This window comes from Pseudomonas sp. P108 (assembly GCF_032613195.1).
Lineage (GTDB): Bacteria > Pseudomonadota > Gammaproteobacteria > Pseudomonadales > Pseudomonadaceae > Aquipseudomonas.
The window spans coordinates 1432155-1452222 of the sequence record NZ_CP126691.1 but is presented as its reverse complement, the minus strand read 5'-3'; the positions used below and the strand labels follow the sequence as shown (position 1 = coordinate 1452222).

At 60.5% G+C, this 20068-nt stretch carries 26 protein-coding genes; all 26 read right to left on the bottom strand.

The annotated features are described in order from the left end of the window. Positions 1-4: 4 nt before the first annotated feature. Positions 5-1060, bottom strand: coding sequence for a recombinase RecA (gene recA / locus QOM10_RS06300; RefSeq protein WP_007908746.1), 1056 nt, complete (start codon positions 1058-1060; stop codon positions 5-7). Between the two features lie 83 nt (positions 1061-1143). Continuing rightward, positions 1144-1644, bottom strand: coding sequence for a CinA family protein (locus QOM10_RS06295; RefSeq protein ID WP_127926069.1), 501 nt, complete (start codon positions 1642-1644; stop codon positions 1144-1146). Between the two features lie 67 nt (positions 1645-1711). Next, positions 1712-2230 (bottom strand): lysis system i-spanin subunit Rz, encoded by a 519-nt coding sequence (locus QOM10_RS06290; RefSeq protein ID WP_127926068.1) that lies wholly within the window; start codon positions 2228-2230, stop codon positions 1712-1714. Beyond that, positions 2209-2775 carry a glycoside hydrolase family 19 protein gene (locus tag QOM10_RS06285; RefSeq protein ID WP_127926067.1) on the bottom strand — a complete coding sequence of 189 codons (567 nt, stop codon included), beginning with the start codon at positions 2773-2775 and terminating at the stop codon, positions 2209-2211. The genes QOM10_RS06290 and QOM10_RS06285 overlap by 22 nt, the downstream gene beginning before the upstream one ends. Positions 2776-2812: 37 nt before the next feature. Continuing rightward, the gene (locus QOM10_RS06280) at positions 2813-3067 is read right to left on the bottom strand and encodes a hypothetical protein (RefSeq protein ID WP_127926066.1); all 255 of its coding nucleotides are present in this window, start codon (positions 3065-3067) and stop codon (positions 2813-2815) included. Then, complete coding sequence (locus QOM10_RS06275; RefSeq protein ID WP_316917750.1) at positions 3067-4227, bottom strand: hypothetical protein; 1161 nt, start codon at positions 4225-4227, stop codon at positions 3067-3069. The genes QOM10_RS06280 and QOM10_RS06275 overlap by 1 nt, the downstream gene beginning before the upstream one ends. Positions 4228-4236: 9 nt before the next feature. Then, a complete protein-coding gene (locus QOM10_RS06270; protein WP_127926064.1) occupies positions 4237-4677 on the bottom strand; it encodes a phage tail assembly chaperone in 441 nt (146 codons plus the stop codon). 2 nt (positions 4678-4679) lie between these two features. Continuing rightward, the gene (locus QOM10_RS06265) at positions 4680-5600 is read right to left on the bottom strand and encodes a phage tail protein (RefSeq protein WP_127926063.1); all 921 of its coding nucleotides are present in this window, start codon (positions 5598-5600) and stop codon (positions 4680-4682) included. Positions 5601-5640: 40 nt separating this feature from the next. Further along, the gene (locus QOM10_RS06260) at positions 5641-6108 is read right to left on the bottom strand and encodes a phage tail assembly chaperone (RefSeq protein ID WP_127926062.1); all 468 of its coding nucleotides are present in this window, start codon (positions 6106-6108) and stop codon (positions 5641-5643) included. Continuing rightward, positions 6108-7034 (bottom strand): hypothetical protein, encoded by a 927-nt coding sequence (locus tag QOM10_RS06255; protein ID WP_127926061.1) that lies wholly within the window; start codon positions 7032-7034, stop codon positions 6108-6110. The genes QOM10_RS06260 and QOM10_RS06255 overlap by 1 nt, the downstream gene beginning before the upstream one ends. A 22-nt stretch (positions 7035-7056) precedes the next feature. Beyond that, the gene (locus QOM10_RS06250; RefSeq protein WP_127926060.1) at positions 7057-7623 is read right to left on the bottom strand and encodes a tail fiber assembly protein; all 567 of its coding nucleotides are present in this window, start codon (positions 7621-7623) and stop codon (positions 7057-7059) included. Between the two features lie 8 nt (positions 7624-7631). Further along, positions 7632-8726, bottom strand: a complete 1095-nt coding sequence (locus tag QOM10_RS06245) for a phage tail protein (protein ID WP_316917749.1) — start codon at positions 8724-8726, stop codon at positions 7632-7634. Between the two features lie 57 nt (positions 8727-8783). Then, a complete protein-coding gene (locus tag QOM10_RS06240; RefSeq protein ID WP_127926058.1) occupies positions 8784-9209 on the bottom strand; it encodes a phage tail assembly chaperone in 426 nt (141 codons plus the stop codon). A gap of 1 nt (position 9210) precedes the next feature. Beyond that, entirely contained in the window at positions 9211-9942 is a 732-nt protein-coding gene (locus QOM10_RS31245; protein WP_410479208.1) for a hypothetical protein, read from the bottom strand. Positions 9943-9956: 14 nt separating this feature from the next. Then, a complete protein-coding gene (locus tag QOM10_RS06230) occupies positions 9957-10556 on the bottom strand; it encodes a YmfQ family protein (protein ID WP_095112473.1) in 600 nt (199 codons plus the stop codon). Next, positions 10544-11587 carry a baseplate J/gp47 family protein gene (locus QOM10_RS06225; RefSeq protein ID WP_316917748.1) on the bottom strand — a complete coding sequence of 348 codons (1044 nt, stop codon included), beginning with the start codon at positions 11585-11587 and terminating at the stop codon, positions 10544-10546. The genes QOM10_RS06230 and QOM10_RS06225 overlap by 13 nt, the downstream gene beginning before the upstream one ends. Then, a complete protein-coding gene (locus QOM10_RS06220) occupies positions 11577-11975 on the bottom strand; it encodes a phage GP46 family protein (protein WP_127926054.1) in 399 nt (132 codons plus the stop codon). The genes QOM10_RS06225 and QOM10_RS06220 overlap by 11 nt, the downstream gene beginning before the upstream one ends. Continuing rightward, positions 11972-12481 (bottom strand): phage baseplate assembly protein V, encoded by a 510-nt coding sequence (locus tag QOM10_RS06215; protein ID WP_127926053.1) that lies wholly within the window; start codon positions 12479-12481, stop codon positions 11972-11974. Before QOM10_RS06215 ends, QOM10_RS06220 begins: the two co-directional genes overlap by 4 nt. Positions 12482-12622: 141 nt before the next feature. Continuing rightward, positions 12623-13666 carry a phage baseplate assembly protein gene (locus QOM10_RS06210; RefSeq protein ID WP_127926052.1) on the bottom strand — a complete coding sequence of 348 codons (1044 nt, stop codon included), beginning with the start codon at positions 13664-13666 and terminating at the stop codon, positions 12623-12625. A gap of 3 nt (positions 13667-13669) precedes the next feature. Next, positions 13670-14905, bottom strand: coding sequence for a DNA circularization protein (locus QOM10_RS06205; protein ID WP_150749421.1), 1236 nt, complete (start codon positions 14903-14905; stop codon positions 13670-13672). Next, entirely contained in the window at positions 14892-16877 is a 1986-nt protein-coding gene (locus QOM10_RS06200) for a hypothetical protein (protein WP_160038532.1), read from the bottom strand. The genes QOM10_RS06205 and QOM10_RS06200 overlap by 14 nt, the downstream gene beginning before the upstream one ends. A 130-nt stretch (positions 16878-17007) precedes the next feature. Then, a complete protein-coding gene (locus tag QOM10_RS06195; RefSeq protein WP_007908778.1) occupies positions 17008-17304 on the bottom strand; it encodes a phage tail assembly protein in 297 nt (98 codons plus the stop codon). Continuing rightward, entirely contained in the window at positions 17301-17648 is a 348-nt protein-coding gene (locus QOM10_RS06190) for a phage tail tube protein (protein ID WP_316917747.1), read from the bottom strand. Before QOM10_RS06190 ends, QOM10_RS06195 begins: the two co-directional genes overlap by 4 nt. A 67-nt stretch (positions 17649-17715) precedes the next feature. Next, on the bottom strand, positions 17716-19212 hold the full coding sequence (locus QOM10_RS06185; protein WP_316917746.1) for a phage tail sheath subtilisin-like domain-containing protein: 1497 nt from the start codon (positions 19210-19212) through the stop codon (positions 17716-17718). Further along, positions 19212-19391: a DUF2635 domain-containing protein gene (locus tag QOM10_RS06180; RefSeq protein ID WP_034154909.1), complete on the bottom strand. Its 180-nt coding sequence runs from the start codon at positions 19389-19391 to the stop codon at positions 19212-19214. The genes QOM10_RS06185 and QOM10_RS06180 overlap by 1 nt, the downstream gene beginning before the upstream one ends. After that, positions 19388-19972 carry a hypothetical protein gene (locus QOM10_RS06175; RefSeq protein WP_150749424.1) on the bottom strand — a complete coding sequence of 195 codons (585 nt, stop codon included), beginning with the start codon at positions 19970-19972 and terminating at the stop codon, positions 19388-19390. Before QOM10_RS06175 ends, QOM10_RS06180 begins: the two co-directional genes overlap by 4 nt. Between the last annotated feature and the right edge of the window lie 96 nt (positions 19973-20068).

The following is a 20068-nucleotide window of genomic DNA, read 5'->3' as shown; positions in this document are numbered from 1 at the left end:
GCAATCAGATATCAGCGTCGGCCAGGTCGTCTTCAGTCTCTTTGACTGCAGAAGCCTTGGAGTCGATCACTGCCGGCGTCAGCAGCTTGTCACGCAGTTGCTTCTCGAGCTTCGCGGCGATTTCCGGGTTGTCCGCCAGGAACTTGGCCGAGTTGGCCTTGCCCTGACCGATCTTGGTGCCTTCGTAGGCATACCAGGCGCCGGACTTCTCGACGAAACCGTGCAGCACGCCCAGGTCGATCATCTCGCCGTTGAGGTAGATGCCTTTGCCGTAAAGAATCTGGAACTCGGCCTGACGGAACGGCGAAGCGACCTTGTTCTTCACAACCTTGACGCGGGTTTCGCTGCCGACCACTTCGTCGCCTTCCTTCACCGCGCCGGTACGGCGGATGTCGAGACGAACCGAGGCGTAGAACTTCAGCGCGTTACCACCGGTGGTGGTTTCCGGGCTGCCGAACATCACGCCGATCTTCATGCGGATCTGGTTGATGAAGATCACAAGGCAGTTGGCGTTCTTGATGTTACCGGTGATTTTACGCAGCGCCTGGGACATCAGACGGGCTTGCAGGCCCACGTGCATGTCACCCATTTCGCCTTCGATTTCAGCCTTTGGTACCAGAGCTGCCACGGAGTCGACGATGATCACGTCAACCGCGTTGGAACGCACCAGCATGTCGGTGATTTCCAGCGCCTGTTCGCCGGTGTCCGGCTGGGACACCAGCAGGTCGTCGACGTTGACGCCCAGTTTGCCGGCGTACTCTGGGTCGAGGGCGTGTTCGGCGTCGACGAATGCGCAGGTCGCGCCGGCTTTTTGCGCCTGGGCGATCACGGACAAGGTCAGCGTGGTTTTACCGGAGGATTCAGGACCGTAGATTTCAACGATACGGCCTTTTGGCAGGCCGCCAATGCCGAGCGCGATGTCCAGACCCAGAGAGCCAGTCGAGATAGCCGGGATCGCCTGACGGTCCTGATCGCCCATACGCATTACGGCACCCTTGCCGAATTGACGTTCGATCTGACCCAGGGCCGCAGCCAAGGCTTTCTTCTTGTTGTCGTCCATTAAAGTCCTCACGTAATCAATAAGGCCTGACGGCCAACACCTGTATAAGTAGCCAGTATTATTCCACAGCGTTCGCGGATCGCCTACCCCTGATTTTCGATTTCTCGTGCCGCTAGTCGCAGAAGCCCCTCTAGCGCGGCCTTCACCGTTTGTCGGCGGACATCATCGCGGTTACCGGGAAAGTGCTGAACTTCACTGGTGACCGTTTCGCCAACACCCCAGGCCAGCCATACAGTGCCGACCGGTTTGTTCGGTGAACCACCGTCCGGCCCGGCCACACCGCTGACAGCCACGGCAAATCGCGCCAGGCTTTTGTCCTGGGCACCACGCACCATCGCCTCGACCACCTCGCGACTGACCGCGCCCACCGTTTCGAACAACTCGGCCGGCACATTCAGTTGCTGGGTTTTCTGCCGGTTGGAATACGTCACATAGCCCGCCTCGAACCACGCCGAACTGCCGGGAATCCGTGTGATGGCTTCGGCAATCCCGCCACCGGTACACGACTCAGCGGTGGTGACGTGGGCATTGAGCAATTGAAGACGTCGGCCCAGTTCGGCGGCCAGTTGAGTGATCTCTTTCACGGAATGCTCCGGATCGTGTGGAATGCCTCCACCGTACACGAGCCGGTTGCGCTTTCAATACACAGACTCATTCAAAATGTTCAGGCGCCAGCGCTCTGACATAGGCCTGGCATGCCTGCAAGGCAATCAGTCCACGGTCGCCGGTGTCGGTGATGGCGATAATTCGTTGAGCATGCGCCGGGTCAAGTCGGGCGCGTACGGCTGCATGATCCACGCCGCCGGGGCCGGCGGTGGCTGGCATGTTGCAGCCTGGGGCAACGTCGCTGGCGTCGAGAAGGACTGACAGGCGCACATCAGCAGTGGCAAGACGATCGCGCAGGCGATCCTGATCACGTTGGGCATCGCTCAGCGCTCGGTAGTGGGTTTGTTCACTGGCGGCGAGTCGTTGCTCCAGCGCCAGGCGTTTATCCTGCTCAGCCTGTTGCGCTGAGGCAGCAGCAACATTCTGTTGATTGAGGACTTCGGCGTTTAACCGTGCCTGCTCCGCCAATTGCCGGCCGTAGCGCCAGTCCTGAAACTGCCAGGCCGCGGCAAAAGCACCAGCGGCCAGCATCAGGATGCCGATCATTCGCCAAGGGATTGGCATAGCACCGCCCTCGCCCGCGCCCAGATTTCCAGGCGGTCCTGCAACCCGTTCAACCCGCCGTTGATGCGCCGGGTGATGCTGTTGAACTGATCGCGATCGGCCAGTTCATTCAAGCCGTTCTGCTCCCAGAACCATGCCGCGGACTCGGCCGCCCATTGCGGTTGCTCGAGCAGCTCGGGCAACGACAGCAGACGCTCATCGCCGAACAGACCGAGGCTGCACTGGCGATAATTCGAACGGCCAGTAATCTGGATCAACCCGCGCCCTCGGTATTTTTGCCCGTCGCCATCGGCCTCCGGTGTATTGCCCAAACGCAAGGCCAACGTACCGGTGTCGTATTTGCTCAGGTATTGGTTGTTGCCCAGTTCGCGCACATAGCGCAACTGCCCCGACTCATGGCCGACTTGTGCAAGGAACGCAGCAATACGTTTAGGCGTGTCGATACGCCGCCGAGCCATGGCACTGTTGAGTGCAGAAACAAAAACGCCCGCTTGGGAGCGGGCGTTGGGCATGATGTCGATAAGGTTGTTTTCAGTTATTTGCATAATGCTTGATCCTCCCTGGATATTGCCCCCGATTGAATCACGATTGACGGCCAACACCTGTGAACCATTTTCTTGCCAGAGTTTTCAGTGAGTTCTCCGGCGCAAGTTCTTCGGGGGATGTGAACATCCAACCGAGTGTGCCGAAATTGGCAGTCCAGTCGATTTGCGGTGCCGGAGTGATTTCAGTGATGTCGACCCAGAGCAGATCCGGATGAAACATTTCGGCCATGTTTCCGTTGGTCGAGAACAGTTCGACCACGGTGTTGTGGGTGATGCGTGCGTAGGTTTTCATCAGGCGTACTCGAAGATGATCACGGCGCCTGAAGCACCTGTGCCACCTGGTCTGCCAGGTTGATTGGGGGCGTTGGCGATTCCTCCCGCACCGGAACCGAAACCGGAACCTGGTGCGGCCAGAGAGCCTGCTGCGCTGTTGCCAAAACCGCCTCCGCCCAACGGCGAGCTGCCACCGTGCCCAGCAAGGGTCGAGCCGTTGACAGATATTCCGGGGGTGCCTGCATTTCCCGCGCTATTGACGATGTTGCCTCCACTGGCCGTCTGACCGGGATAGCCTCCGGTATAAAGCCCCATGCCCTGATTCGCGACAAATCCAATCCACGGCGACCCTCCACCACCGGCAGCAGAAACCAGCGAACCGAAAGAACTGGTACCACCACCTCCGGCATTCGCCGCTGCCAGTCCCGCGCTTCCGCCAGCCCCCACCGTGACGACCTGACGAGAACCAATCGTGTCGGAAGACAGCCATGCTTCAGCATAACTTCCGGATGCGCCGCCACCCACGGTTGCATACTGGGAGGTTGTGGTCGCACCGACTCCCGCACTTCCGCCACCGCCGGCCACCACCTTGACCAGAACATGCTTCATCCCGGTTGTCGGCTCATAGGTGCCGGATGCGGTAAACGTCTTCACTCCCAACAACCGGCCGCTTACAGCATTACCGCCGCTGGCATACACCAGCACCCAACTGTCCAGTGCAGCGCTGTACATCACCGAACACAGGCTGCTGGCGACAATCTCCTCTGGCCGCAACGCACTCAGCCCAAGGCTCAATAACGGCTTGGGCAGCAAGCCATTCGGCGCGAATGTGCTCGCTCCAGTGTTGGCATTACCAGCAGTAAAGCGCAGCGCCAGACCGTCCTTCAACGTACTGATGGCCGGCACGTAGTTGGCCATGTACAGATTGGCGGCGCCGATATCGATCGCATGCTTGTCTTCACCGGCCTGACTGATTTTTTTCAGCGCCTGCAACAGCTGCGTCGCATCGGTTTCATTGGGTTCAAGACCCGCAGATCTGACGACGTTCAACAATTCATCGGTGACACCGTTACCCCATGTCGCCGGGATCAACGATCCGGGCAATCCCGCGACGACGTCTTCATTGACGAATTTGCCATTCACCAGCCCGACGCTGGGAACGCTTTTTGGATAGTCCACGTTAGTTCCTCAACTGGCTGTCCGAAGCAAGCCTTCCAGCCAGTCAGGCTCAACTGGTCGGGAAAGTAAATTCGGGAAGTCCGGATCAATCGGCCAATCACGCAGTGCCTGCCGATACGCCAATAGTTGTTTGAATTCCTCGGAGCGCAAAGTCGTACCCTCGCCCACTTCCAGTTCTTCGGCATCACGAAACACCAGCCACTGGGTGTTTTGCAGAACGCGGTTGCGCCATGCGCGCTCGTGGCTGGCAAGCGTTTCAGGAGAAACGACGGGGTCGGTCAAAACGGGCTGACCACTGGCACTGGCGCTGATGATTTTGCCGCTCGCCTGGCCGGCAAACAGTTCGGAGTATTGCGCCTGGGTGATTTCCACCGCCCCTTCAGGCAGTTCGGGAAGTGCGCTTTCGACCCGGTCAAAACCGAGGCTTTGCGCATAGAAATAAATAGTCATGGTCAGTACCCCCAAACCAGAATGCGACCCGAAATGCCCGAATCAACCTTGACACTTGAAGCCTGGACACTTCGGACCCGAGCCACCACTGTCGTTGTCGTGGAGTTCGCGCCGTCAAATGCCCAAACGGTGACGTTGGAGGCCCCCCAACCTGACGGGTAGCCTTCATTGGCAACACCGCCGACGACAGCATTGGGAAACCTGATCGGCAACGACACCGTCATGTTGCCATTCGCATCGGAGCCCCCCGTTACCCACTGCAGGATCAAACCGCTGGGAAACTTTTGATATCCCGCTGTGGCGAACTGTGCGGCGTAATTGACGGAGTACTTGAGCGCAGCGGTGCCATACACCACCCACACTCCAGACTCTCTGACAAAGTTCGCACTCTCACCATTGTTCAAAACGATCGACGCCAGATAAGCACCTTGCGGGCTGATCTGTGTGCCGGTTTTACTGGCCACGGTGACGGGAGCGCTGTTACGGCAATGCAGGCTGATCGTGGCACCGCTCGGCACCGCAGCGGCATCCGGAAGCGTCACGGTATACGTCGCGTTACCACCGAGACCGATCGAACAGCCAACGTCGGCCTGGGTCAATTGGGTGGCGGCGAATATACCGCGAGCACTTGCGTAGCTGCCCAGCGCCCGCTGCACAAACTCGGACGTTGCTGCCGAGCGCCCGCCATCAAACTGAGGCGCTGTCATGAACAATGCCGGGCTGCGCAGCGCCCCCAGCAACTGATTGTTTGACGACTCGTTCGGCGTCAGACCGGCAGCTTGAACAACGTTGAGAATTTCTTGCGTGACGCTGTTGCCCCATGTCGCCGGGATCAGCGAACCGGGTTTTCCGGCAATTGGGTCCTCATCGACAAACTGGCCGTTGACCAGTCCGACACTGGGCACACTCTTGGGATAGTCCAATGTTCATCTCCTTGATTGAAATACAGTGGGCGCGCAGGCCTTAGCCAATCGCGCTGGCCAGCCAAAGCGGCACTGACGGCCGGGAAACCACTCCCGGAAAATGGCTGGAATCAGGCCAGTCGCGTAGCGCTTGTCGGTACTCGAGCAGTTCCAGGTATTGCGCAGCCTTGAGCAAGGTTCCACGCCCCAGTTCCTGCTCATCGCGATGGCGAGTGACCAGCCATTCGGTCGCTGAAAGGGATGCCTGACGCCAGCTACGTTCCGCTGCCGCAGGCGTTTGATCTGCAGCAACCGGCGCCAGGAGGATCACCGGACTTTGCTGCGCGGGCAGTGGGTCGGCAGCTGTCGGCAACTCACTGATCGGCGCGCCGATTTCGACCGCCTGACCATCCGGAACTCGCACCATCGACGCCACAAAAGACGGCGCAAACAGTTGGCTGATTGCGTAGTCACCGGTGTCGATCCGCTCGACGACCACGCCATTCTCGATCCGTGCATAAACGGCCATTACTCGTACTCCCAGATTTCACAGAAGGCGTGGCCGCCGGCGCCGCTGACGACTGAAGCGGACGCATTGACCGAACAGGATCCGCTGCCACCGGAGCCTCGCCCGCCGGAGATGCCATTTCCATTGACGCCTACACGTGTGCCACCACCGTCAAACGGGCTGGCAGCCCCAGCGCCGGAAACGACACCCCAATTGAAGTTGTACATCGCGAACTCACCAGGGCTGCCACGAGCGTTGGCAAGACCACCACCCGTGACGATTTGACCGCCAGCACCGCCCATGACGAAACCGACCGTCGTTGCTGTCACCGGGAATGAAAGGATTTGCCCGCCTGCACCGCCAGCGGCGCTCATATAGGTGCCGAAGGAAGCACCGCCCCCGGTCATCCCGGTCGTATTGACTGCAGCGCCGCCCGCCCCCAAAGACACAGGCACGCCAGCCAGCATTTGCGCGGTCACGTCGTAGAGACTCTCCGCATAGGCGCCGGAACCACCGCCACCACCAATACGGTGATTATTGGCGGGGACAGGTTCACAGCCACCACCGGAACCACCCGCGCCGACCAAGCGCACACGTATGCGTTTCGCTCGGGGATGGGGTTTGTAAAGCGTGATACCGACGGATTCGAACTGCCTGACTGCCAGCAACCGCCCCACCGCATCGGTGATGCCATAACCGGCCAACGTGGTTGGGGTATTTTTCAGTTTGCTGAAGTCGACCAGTGCACCGATTGCGCTGGCCAGCTGATCGGTTCTGGCTTCATCCGGTGTCAATCCGGCGGCCTTGATCGCATTGAGAATTTCCTGCGTGACACTGTTGCCCCACGCCGCCGGAATCAACGATCCCGGTGTTCCGGCGAGCGGGTTTTCATCGACGAAGCCGCCGTTGACCAGTCCCACGCCGGGGATAGTTTTTGGATAATCCATTGCACTGCTTCCTGTGCTGAAATCAGTTGGCTACGGTTGCGCCGGGTGCGACCGGCCAGGTAATTTCATCGGGGAAACCGGCCTGTTTTTCGATGCGGTTCAGCTCGACGCTGTAGAGCTTCCACTCGATCAGCAGCAGTTGTTCGTCATGGCTGGCATCGCCAATGTCTTCGGCGTATTGCAGGGGTGCGATGCGCAGTACGGCATCGCGTAGCAGTACGTCGCGCTGATCGAGGCATTGCTGTCTTACGCTCACCAAGCGAGCCTGCTCATCCTGTACCCAGGCGTTGTCGCGCCAGACATGGAACTCCCCTGGCCACGGCTGTGCGGTCAGGGTGTCTGGCAACTCTCCCAGCTCGGTCCAGATCTGTTGGGCACCGCCGTCCTTGCGATAAACCACACCGCGGCGGTCAATCACTTCACGGGGTACACCGTTGATCAGCGCCCAGCTGCGACCGGCTTCCGGCTCGGGCAACTCGTAGGCCAGCTCAACGGCATTACCGGGCAACTGAACGCCGATGCCTGGCGTGGCAATGAACTCGACAGGCCCGGAAAGAGCGCCCGAACCATCAAATAGATAATTGAACATAAAGCGCCTCAGATGAGTTTGATGCGACCGGGATAGGCCATGTTGCGCGGGCGGGATTTGAAGGCGTAGAGCAGAGTCGCTGACGGGTCCATTTGATAATTGGTACCCACTGGATAAATCGGACCGCCATTGCTCAACCCCGAAACGTATTGAGGCTCCTCTCGAGTATCCGCCCCCACTGCCGTCAGGCTGTCCGTCCAGCGCGACCCGACGGCGCCGCCACCATTCGCCCCCATCGCATACGAGTGCGTCGATCCAGTCTGAAAAGTACCCATCCCGCGTCCGGTATCCACACCACGACCTTCATCCAGAACCCGAAGGAATTCCCCTCGCCCATCAGGACCGCGAAACGTCGTTGCACCGTCACCGGTGGTCCATTTGCCCTCAGTGCTCGCCCGAAAGGCTTCAGCGCCCAACATGCCTGATTGCTGGGCGTGATCCCACAGCCACGGCCATTCCGCGCGTTTCATGACGGTGCCATTAAGCGCACCGTATCCGCCGGGGCTGAGCATGATGGTTGTCTCGAAAAACGGCCGGCCAAGCGGGGTATTGTCGAAGCGTCCGACCGGCCACCAACTCCCGGCCCCATCACTGCGCAAATGCCACCAGTCTCCGCCGCCCATCAACACGAAAAATGGATAACCGCTGGCCGCCAGATGCGTATGAAAGCGGATGCGATCCGTGCCCGATGCCTGGATGACCATGCGGTTGCCGCTGTTGTCCACCCGCCGAACAATCACATCACGCACACCGAGTGCGACGTTGGCCGGTGGTAGCAGCAAGGTCACCGGGCCGGGGCTGCCATCGATCAGGACGAGGCCGAGTTCGGCATCAGTCAGGGTTTTCGACGCGGCCAATCGGGTGATGACCGAACGCATCGGACTCGTGCTGCCGACAATCGACTGAATCGCCTTGAACAACTGAGTGGTGTCCGCCTCTGAGGCCACCAACCCACCCGCTGTAATCACACTCAGAATTTCCTGAGTCACACTGTTGCCCCACACCGCCGGAATCAACGACCCCGGCGTACCCGCCACCGGGTTTTCATCGACGAAGCGGCCATCGACCAGACCGACGCTGGGGACGCTTTTGGGATAATCCATAATTGGTTTTCCTATACCTGGAACATTGATGGGCGATGCCGACAACGCAGCATCCAGTCACTCGGCAGTCATCCAGGCAGGCTTTTTCGGTCGAGAGCGTTTAGCGGGAAATTTCTTCGCCTGGGGCCACTTGCGCAGCGCCTGCAGGTAAGTCAGCAGCGTCAGGTATTCAGCGTCGGACAGCGTGGTGGCCTTCATCAGCTCCACTTCGTCACGGTGGCGATCGCGCAACCAGGCAACCCGGTTGAATTCCTGATCGCGCCACGCCTTGGCTTCGGCCGAAGTTTGCTCATCAGAAAGAGCTGTCAACTCGACCAGGATCGGCAGACCGTGATCGTCATGAGATCGCTCGGTACCCGCTACTGGGTTTGCGATGACCGACTCATAGCGCGCCTCGTCGATTTCAACGGCATCGTCCGGAAGGCTGGTGTGATAACCCGACAAATAGGTGTTGCCGGTGGTGCGGCTATAGAAACGTTTCATGTCAGTTCCCCACCCCCAGGACAGTGACAAAACCGGAGCCACCGGAATTGCTCAAGACTTGAACCTGGCTGGGATCAAAGTAGGTCACCAAAGGTGGAGTGACGATATCGAAAAAGGGTGCGTTGCCGCTGTGCGAGTAACTTGCCCAGGTAGCGGCGCACTGGGTCTTGAAAGCCACCGGCCAGGGTTTTGCAACATAGGTTTTATCTGTAGCGATGGTGATCACGACCCACTGGATCATGAAGCCGCCCAGCCAGCTCGGAAAAGCGATATAGCCGTTCGCGCCAATGCTGTAGGAAACACCAAACCAGAGCTTTTTCGGTGTGACGATGGTGGTGTCATCAGTCCCTGCGTTGACCTGGGTTTGAGTCGCGATCCGCGCCCAGCCAAAAACAGCTTCCGTGGCTTGCACCACTTTCTTTTCGATCGCTTGAAACACCCGCTGCGGGGTCATCAGGCGACTGCTGCTTGTGCCCGCCTCTGCTTCATCCTTGGTTGCCAGAGAATCACTTTTGTTCTTTTCGACAATTGCCGAAATCGCCGCTCTGAGTTGCGTACTGTCGCCCTCGTCGGGGACGAGACCGGCAGCAGTGATCGCGTTGATGATTTCATCGGTGACGCTGTTGCCCCACCGCGCCGGAATCAGCGATCCCGGCGTGCCCATCAATGGGTTTTCATCAACAAACTTGCCATTCACCAGCCCCGAACTGGGCACACTTTTCGGATAATCCATCCCGTCATTCCTCCCTAGTCATAATTGATATGCACCTTGGTGTGCGCCGGGGCACTGCGGTGGATCAGGCATTCCAGCGCCGAACCCGGGTTGACGCCGAAACGCTCACCCCAATAGCTCGCGCCGTAACGTCGACCGAGCAACAGGCGCCCGCCGGTGTTAAGCGTCCACATAAACTGCGCCTCCCACGTGCCCCAGTGCGCCGAGCCGAAACGCGAACGGCCCATGCGCGGGGCTTCGAGTTCGGTGATGGTGGCGTTGGGGTAGCCCTGGCTTTTGGCGATGTCGAGGTAGTAGCCGACGGCCTGGCTGCCGACCGCGAGCAAGCGCCGGCGTACGGCGAGGCGGCGGTCGTCGAACAGCGGCGTCGCGCCCAGGCACGGGTCGGGCAGGTTCATCACCCGCTCCCAATCCGGCACCAGTTCGCTGACGCCGGCCGGGTCCATTTCGTTGAGCAGGTCGGCAGCACGCGCATCGAGGCGTGCCAGTTCGACGGCGACGCCTTGCAGCACTTCTTCCAGCTCCGGCACGCGCTCCGGATCCCATGCCGGGCCACTGGGTAGCAAGGCGCGCAGTTGCGCCTGATATTGCGCGGCGGTTCTTATGCCCCCCATACGCAACCTCCGAAGGTCAGCAGTTCGCTGTCGTTGGCCGAAACGTTGGCGACGGGGGCCGTCAGTACGTGGTCGGTTTCACCCGCTGCGCTGCTGATCGCTTCGCGAATATGGCTGATCAGCAGATCCTCGCCGAGGTCAGCCTCACGGTTGTGCAAGTCGCGCAATTGGGTTTCGACCGCCGCGCGTACGGCGCTGGTGTCGGGGGTCAACTTCAGGCGATAGGTCACGGGCACCTGAATCGGCGGACGCACATGCACTTCAGCCGTCACCGGACGCAACGGTTCGATATAGGCCTGCACCTCGGCCAGTTGCTCGTCGTTCGGCACCGGTTGCGGATCGTCGTCACGCATGATGTACACGCCGACGGTGCCTGGGCCGAGTAAGCCACCACGGCACCAGGCGCGCGTCACGCCGGGCACTTCCAGCGCCCAGGTTTCGTAGTCACTGGCCGAGCCACCATGGGGAATCACGCGGTAGGAACGGATCACCCGCGAACGCAGCGACTCCAGACTTTCCCGCGCCACACCGCCGCTGAGTCCCGGCGCCAGCACCACAAAACTGTTGCCGATCACACCGGCAATCGGCTGCACCGGTGTCAGCGCCAGCCCGGCGTCGGCATTGCCCAGACTGCCGGCATCCAGCGCGGCGATCGTGGTGGTGTTGCTGCCATTGACGGTGGTGCGCGCGGCGGTGACTTTGTAGGTGCGGCCGTCATTGGTTTGCAGCAGCGTATCGGCGTCGAGCACCGCGCCGGCAGTGGCGGTAAAACTGACGCTGCCGGTGGCCACTTGCGCGGGTTTGCGCGGTTGGTTCAGACGCAGAGCGGCAATGCGTTCCAAGGTCGACTCATCGGCCTTGTCCGGCAGAATCTGCTCGGCAATCCAGTCGAGATAACCGTACAGACCATAAGCCGCACCACCGAGGGTACGGGCCAGCACTTGCGCATCGGACTGGCGCAGCGAATCGCCGGCCAGGTCGCTTTGGGTGCGCTTGATCAGCACCGGCAGCGAAGGGGTTTCAAACGGCATAGATCACCTGCCAACTGTTATCGGGGTTGATGTCCAGACGTTCGCCGTCGGCCAGAGTCAGGACCGTGCGCAGGTTCAGGCGCTGGGCGTCGAGGCGTTCGCTGATGATGTCGATGGCGCTGCAGTGGCCGTCGTCGATCAGCCACTGCAAGGCTTCGCGGGCGTAGAACTCGGCGTCCATCTGCGTTTGTCGAGTCAGCTTGACCCGGCGCAACAGCCACAGCCGCGAACCGATGCGATCGTCGGCGACGGTGGGAAAGGTGTCGCCCCACCAGCCGAAACGTTCGTCGTCGTCGAGGGCGTCGTCATCGGCGGCGCGGCGCCAGGTGAACAGGCTGATCAGTACAGAGCGGGTCAGTGCAGCGTGGAGGTTCGGGCTCAGCATCACTTGCCTCCTGCCGGCGCGCCGGTCTGGCCGCTGCCGGCCTGCACACCGACGTGCACGTGTTTGATCTGGCTGATGCCGCCGGCCAACTGATCACCGGTGGACACGATCTTGCCGGTCTGGTTGATCACTGGCGTATCGAAGTTCACCGCGCTGCTGGCGCGGATGTTCAGCGTGGCGGTTTCGATATCGATGATCCGCCCGCGCTTGAAGTGAATCCTGTCGCCCTCGTCGGTGTAGATCGCCACTTCGCCCGACGCCAGCGATTGCAGGCGATAGCGGCGGTCGGCGATGACCAGAGCGATGGCGTGGGAACGGTCGCCGCCGATGAAGGTGACGACACCTTCGGCGCCGGCCAACGGATGGCTGGTAAAACCGTAGGGTTCGAAGTGTTCGAGATCATCGTTCACTTCACCGGCGGTGAGGCGCATTTGCAGCGATTGCAGCTTGGATGCCGAATTGGCGAGCACGACAGTGCCGCGCGCCAGCAGGCGTGTCAGTAGGCTCATGAATTGTCCTCAAGAGGTAGGCATCACGCGATCCACTGTGGGAGCGAGCCTGCTCGCGAATGCGCTGGGTCAGGCAATGTGATGTTGAAGCTGCCAGCGCTTTCGCGAGCAGGCTCGCTCCCACAGGGTCCGGAGTCAGGCTCAGGTTTTTTTCGGGGGTGTTGGATCAGGATCGAAGGTATGCGGCGGCGCCACTTGCAGTGTGGTCACCGAGCCTTGTGCCGACAGCGAATAAGTGACTTTGGAAATCAGCATGTCGCCGTCAAACTCCAGCACCGGATCCTTGACCCGCACCAGCGTGTTGTGGCGCCACAAATCGCCGTTGGACTGACGCCAGCCCTGCACCTGATAAGTGGTGGTCTGCGCTCGGCCCATGCGGGTCGCGCTTTCCCATTGGGCTCGCTGCTGCGCCAACTCAAAGGTCAGTTGCGTGCCCTCGTTGATCACCGTGGTGCGCCGACGCTTGAAGGTCAGGTCCGCCGCTGTGGATTCGACTTCGCTGGCCGCCGCGCCGCTTTTGGTATCCGAACCTTTTTGCTGGCCGATCACCCGGTATTCGGAGAACACCTGGCTGTAATCCATCGACGCGCTGGCGGACAAAATATTCTTGCCCAGTTCCAGCGCATCGCTGGCCCGACCACCGCTGCCGGGTTTGGCCAGCACCAGCCGGCCCTGTTCGTCATCGGTGGAAAACACCCGCAGCAACGAGAGCAACCGGTCGATCGACTGGAACACCGTTTCACCCGGCACGATCGTGTGCTTGGTCAGCCTTGCAGTCTCGGGGATTTCATTGACCACCATCAGCCCGTACTCCATCGCCAGCGCCTGAACGATGCTCAACAGGGGTTGCTCCTGCCACTGGTTCGGCTGGTTTCTGGCGGCGCAATCGACCAGATCCTGAGTCTTGGAACTGCCCTCGATAGTCAGGCTGATCTGCCGCCCGTCATACCTGATCGGGGCTTTGAACACGTAACCGGTGAGCAGCAGATCCTTGCCGATTCGCACTTCGCACGGGTCACCGGGCTTGATCGGTTTGGCGACAGTCTGCCCCGGCCATTGCCAGGTGATGTCGAGTTTGAAGGTGCGAAACTGGCGCTCCAGATCAGCGGTGATTTCCACGCTTTTCCAGCCGCCGTATTCCATGTTGTTGACCGTCAGCGTGACGCGATTGTCCATTTCGCTCATGGTTCACTCCCCGGAGACTTTCACATCGTTGGGCGAGAAACCTGGATGGTTCATCCCGTTGCGCTGAGTGATTTCAGTGACCCGTGTGGCATCGCCCAGATACTTGTAGGCCACTACCACCGCCGGAGCGCTTTCCTGGATGGTTTTAGTCACCAGGCGCACACCGGACGATGCGACCGACTTGAGGTGCGCGACCGCCGCATCCTGCAGATCACTGATCAGTTGGTGGTGCGCAGGGCCGGCCTTGGTCTTCACCAGATTCAGGGTCTCGATCAGCGTCTTCTGAATCGCCTGCACATCATCGATGGCGGGCACGTCCGGACGATTGATCGGCTGGTTCGCCTGCTGATCGACGGAAGGTGTCGACGGCAATTTCACCGGTTTGGTGGCCACCGGCATGGATGCGATCCACTGCGCCGCTTTCACGATCAGCGTGTCCTGGACCAGATCGGCCATGGCTTGTGCCGCGGCGTTGGTGTCCTTGCCGGTGGTGATCTTCGGCGCATCCGCCTTGCGAATCGCTTCGAGTTGTTGGGACACGTCGGCAATCACCCCACGGTAGCCCTCCTTCGCGAATTCCTTGAGCTCTTTGATATCGCCGAGCAAACCTTTGAACTCAGCCGCCACCTCCTTGGGCAACTCCTTCACTGCCTTGACCAGTTCGGTGATCTGCCGGTACTGCTCGATCAGCGGTTTGAGCTGCTCTTTGATCACCTCATAGACTCCGGTCAGGCTGTTGCGCAGATTGGCAATGCCGATCCGCGCAGCCTTGATCAAGGTCATCGCCTGTTCGAAACGCGCCACCGCAGACCCCAACAGCGTGTCGGCCTTGGCCAGCAACACTTTCTGTGTGCTGACGGTGGCAGTCGGGAACGGCAACGGTTGGTCTGGATAGAACTTCAGGGTAAAGGTCACCAACCCGCCGTCCTGGCGGGTGTGGGTCATGTCGCATTCGCCGACCTTGACTTGCAGGCGCCCGAGCCACGGATGCACCAGTTCACCACTGCCCGCCTCCAATGCCTTGAGCAGCTTGTCGCGCTGTTCCAGGCAATCCGCGCCGATGATGAATGCCGTGACATCGTGAATCCTTGCCTGCTGGCCGAGGTCCTCGAAATACGGCAGGTCACGTTGCGGATACTCGTGCAACTGGCCTTTGCGACCGACCGGGGTTTTCGCCTGATCGATCCAAAACCCGACACCGCGAAAGGATGCCGGCAACAAACGGTCACGCCAGTTCATTGGAACCTCCCATCGACAACGAGCGATAGCCGATGCGCGAAGACAGCGCCAGGCCCGGTTGATTGCTTTGTGGTTGATCGGTGCGCAACCCGGCCGGCGCATTTTCGAAGCGTACGGTCAGGCCGCCTTCGAGCTGCGTGCGGTTGTTGATTGCACTTTGTTGAATCAGCGCGCCAGAGGTTTGCGGCAGTGTGCTGCTCATTCCTGGCGCCCCGGCAGGCACCGCAGCGCTGGTGCCGGTGATCGTGGCGAAGAACCCGGAGACATTGCCGCCGAGCAGTTCTTTGACCTGTGCGAAAATACCTTGGAGTCTTGTCGACATATCACCGAACCAGACGAGAACGGGCTGCCACTTCTCCTGGATGGATTCCAGCGGCGACTGACTGAACAGATCACCCAAGGTTGCTTTCACCGATTGTGCGTCGGTGTTCAGCGTTGCCCACAAACCGGAAAAATATTCCGTGACGCCATTCCATTTCGCCATGACCGCTTCCACGGGAGCGTTGCCGAACAAGTTCTGAAACTCGCTCTTCAATGGCTGGGCACCCGCGCGAAGAACGTCCCACAGCGCTGAAAAAACCGGTGCCAAGGGTTGCCAGGCGCTTTCGACCATCGCGGTCGGAGACCAGGCGAACGTCGATTTGAGTTGCTCCCAACCACTCGCCGCAATGCTGTGCATGCTGCCAACCGCATCGAAAACCGTGCTTTGCGCAGAACCCCAGACCGTCGACATGTTGGTTGCCAGCGTGCCGTCGAACAGCGATGTGATGTTCGACCAACCGGTTGCAACCCTGTTGCTCATATCGTCGATGGCCGTGAAGACCGCGCTTTGTGCGGCATCCCATGCGCCTGACATTTTTGCTGTCAGCGTGCCGTCAAACGTCGACTTGACCGATTCCCAACCGGACTGCGTCGCTGCATAGCTACGATTCCAGTAACCGGTGACGGACTCATCGGCCGAGTCCCAGAGTGCGCTCATCTTCTCCAGTGGCGAGGTGTACAACCGGGCCTTGAGGCTTTGCAATCCAGCCGCAGTGCTGGCAGCTGCACTGTCCCAGTAAGCGCCGACGGAGCTGCGAGCAGAATCCCAGGTCTGCTCGATGGACGCGCCGAATGCGTGCAGACGTTCGGACGCTCCTGCCGCCAGACGGCTGGCACCAGCGATAGCGTCAGCGCGCATCTCCTGCCACTTCTGCGAAGCTGTGGCACGCATCGACTCGAACTGTTGCCTGCCATCCGCGACCATCTCATCCCAGCCTTTGCGCACGTCGTCGATGCCGCGACGGGTCGCATCGCTGATCGATTGCCAGGTCCGGCTGAAGAAGCCCGAGATCGCCCCCCAGTTGTTGCTGATCAAGCGCGCGCCGATCACGATAATCGCCACCGCGGCCGCAATCGCGGCGGCAATCAAACCGATCGGTGACGTCAGAATGCCCAATACACCGACCAGCCCCATCGCACCCACGGTGACTACCGTGAACGCGACGGCTGCCGCCGCCAGCCCTTCGACAAGAGAAGGATTGTTCGCCACAAACTGGCCAATCGAGGTGATCACCGGCGTGATTGCGGTAACGATACCGTTCACCGCTGGCAACAACGCATTGCCAATGTTCAACGAGATCTTGTCCAGCGCTTCGTTGAACTTTGCCAGGTTGGCCGAGGTTTCCCCCTGCACCACTTTCGGCAGTTTCAGGCCTTTGTTCGCCGCGACCTTTTTCGCCAGCGCATCCTGCGCCTCGATGGCTTTCTTGATGCCGTCCTGAAACGGCTTGAGCAAGCCACCTTCGGAGATGAACCCGGCGACGTCCAGCGGCTCGAGGCCGCTGTCTTCCATGCTTTTCTTGAATGCTGCGACCTTGCCGCGCAGCCCTTTCATTTCGGCTTCCATCTTCTCGGCGCCCTTGAGCACCACGAGCATGTTGACCGTGACAGGAAAGGTCTGCGGAATCAGGCTCAAATTCGTATTCGCCATCATTGCACCTGCTGCATCGCATTGATCCGTTGCGCGTGCTCCAGCGATTCGCGGAGCACATCCAGTGGCCTGGCCATCATCTGTTCGGGGTCAACCTTCCAGAACCAGGCCAGGTCATAGGCGACGGCGATCAGGTCGGTGATGGCGCCGACGCCGCACTCATGAAAAAACTCGCAACGGCCCAGCTCAGCGCATTGAGGTCAGCCAGATCCAGCTGGTTGACCGACGACGGCGGAATGCCGGCGCACACGGCGATGTATTTGGCCGCCACGTCCATGTCGAGGCTGACTTCTTCGCTCTTGTCGATCTTGTACGGCAGCGCCTTGATCGCTCGCACTTCCTGCACCGTCGGACGGCGCAGGACGAGTTCGGTCAGGGGCTCGCCGTGAGCTTCGATCGCAACCTGAAGCTTCACGGCGCCGCTCATTGCCAGGCCCCCTTGATGCCTTCGAATTTCAGTTCGATGGTGGCGTCATCGCCCTTGGAAACTGGCTCTTCAACCAGATAAGCGCCGGCCAGTACGTAGACTTTGCCGTTGCTGAATTCGCAGGTGACGGTGATGTCGGTGCCTTCAATCAGCTTCTTCAGCGGGAAGTCGGCGGTGTGCAGCGCGGTCACTTTGAACGACGGCGCGATATCGGTTTCCTTGTAGAAACCGGGTACGACGGTTTCGCGTTTGACCGCCATCAGCGGGGCTTCGCAGCCGCCATTGATGGTCAGTTGTGCGCCGTCGACTTTGACGTAGCAGGTGCCTGCAATCAGTTGACCCATGGTGTTACTCCCTTGAATAGAAAAGCCCACGCGAGGTGGGCTGAAAACTTGCCGTCAAACGCGGCTATCAAGCCGCGTCGTCGTACTGCAGACGGAACTGGTTGAGCAGTGCGAACACGCGCAGACCGTTGATGTAATCCGGTGGGAACAGCACGTTCACACGGCTCGGGTCCTGCACGTCGCGCTCGACGATCAGGTGCTCGGCGAACAGCTCGGCATTCTCGACGTGGCCTTCCAGTTCGAGCTTGGCGTACTGGGCGATCAGTTCACCGCGAATGGTCGCAGGCGTCACGATTGGCTGGCCGGCGCCGAAACGGGTGCCGTCGGAGGCCAGTTTGTGGCGGCCGTACTTGCTGGTGATCACGCTTTGCAGACGGCGCACGATGAACGCCGACTGGTGCATGGTTTCGCTGTCCAGGTAGGAGTTGTCGGCCTGACCGTAAGCGTTTTTCTGGTAGGTGGTGATCGAGCGCTGGATACGCACGTAGCCGCCTTCGTAGTACGCGGTGGCGATGCCGTAGTTGAGCAGCGACTGACGCTCGGTCAGCGTGAAGCGTTCGCTGGCCGGTGCCGGATCGACACCCGGCAGGCTGCCGCTCTGAGTCGGACGGCTGGCGTCGGCAGAGATGAACACCGCCGTGCGTGCAGCCAGTGCGGCGGCTTGCACCCAGAACGGTTGCGGAACGCCCGGCTCCAGCGCCTGAATGGTCATGTGCTGGTCGTTGCGTGCCTGGCCGGCAGCAACCAGAGTGCCGACAGTGCCGCGCTTGGCACTGTAGACGTGACCAAACAGTTGCTTGGCCCACGACCAGCGACCGGTGCTGTCATCCATGACCGCTTGCCAGGTATTGAGCGTCGACAGATCCGACCATGGCAGTGCGATGAACTCGAACGGCTCGTCGCCCAGTGCGGCAATCGCCGCGACCTGATCCGGCACACCGGCGCCACCGGTCATGGCGGTGATCGCCGAGGTCAGGCCGGCCGGGGTTTCTTCGCCGTTGCTCTTGCCCAGGCGGTTGAATTGCAGGCTGATGTCGTTGCCGCTGTCGCCAGTCCATTTGGCATTCAGGGTGACCACACCTTCGGCAGCGGCAGCGCTGACCGGCAGGTCGGCGGTGGCGTTGATTTTCTGCGCCAGTGCGGTGGCCGCTTGGGCAGCGGTGGCACCGTTGACCACAGTGGCTTGCACACGCACGCCGCCGACATACAGATTCATCACGCCAGCCTGGGTCGCGGTGCCGGTCAGGGTCAGCACGCCTTTGGCGATCGCGCCTTCGGTATTGTGCAGCGGCAGGCACCAGATCTCACCGATCGGGTCAGCCTTGCGGAAGGTCTCGTACATCGAGGCGAGCATCGAGCCTTGGCCGCCGATGCTCTTGGCCAGCGCAACGCTGGAGACCAGCACCAGTTTGCCGACTTCGGTCGGGGCAATGTTGTCGTTGACCTGAGCGACGATCAAACGACGCAGGGTCGAGCTCGCGCTATTGGCGGCCGAGTTGTCCATTTCGGCATAGAACAGCGGTACACGAATGTCCGCGGGGATGTTGCTGAATCCGATCGCCATTATTTGGCTCCCTTTTGTTTGGCTGGTGCGGTTTTGAGGGTGATATCGCCGTCGGCCAGACGTCGGCGCCACCAGGCGCTGTCCAGCACTTCACGGCCTTCCAGCGGCAGCAGATCGCCGGCCTCCGGGTCAGGTACGACGCGGCCAGCGGCCGGCAGTACGGTGATGCGATTGCTCATGGGGTTACCTCTGCAGAGAAAGTCATTTCCACGCGCCCATCGGGGCCCGGGCGTTTCAGGTTGGGGTCGGCCGGATCGATCGCATCGACCCGCACGGTGGCCCCGGTAAAGGACGACAAACCGTCCAGTTCGCGTTCGTGCCAACTCTCCGCAGGCTGACTCGGCAGATTGCGACCGAGCTGGAACTCGGCAAAAAAGCGCAGCCGGTAAAAGGCGCGGCTGCTGTTGATCGAGACCAGTTCGCCGCCGTCGTAGACGATGGCGCTGTAGTCGGAATCGGGCTTGAACCCCACCAGCGCGCGCCACAACTCGGCGCGCAGGTCGTGCAACAGATCCAGCGCTTTTGTAGCGTCGGTGGCGTCAAGCGCCAGGACGATTTCGAAGCGGTCGCGGATCGGTTGGGTGGTGAGGTTTTGGGTGGTGCTGTTGCTGGCCAGATCGGCCAGGGGTGTGATGCTGGCGCACGGGGTTTGCAGCGAGGCATCGGCTTGCAATGCCGTAACATCAATGCCTACTGCGATCCGATTGCCCAGCGTCGGGCACTGAGCACGCAATTGCGTGACCAGAGGGGTCATTTTCATGAGGAAGTACCGAGTGGGGGCGGTCGCAGGTCAGCGCCTGTACTCAACCCGATTTAACGAGGAACCCCAGCCCGCAGTTTTCAGTCTGGGTTTTGC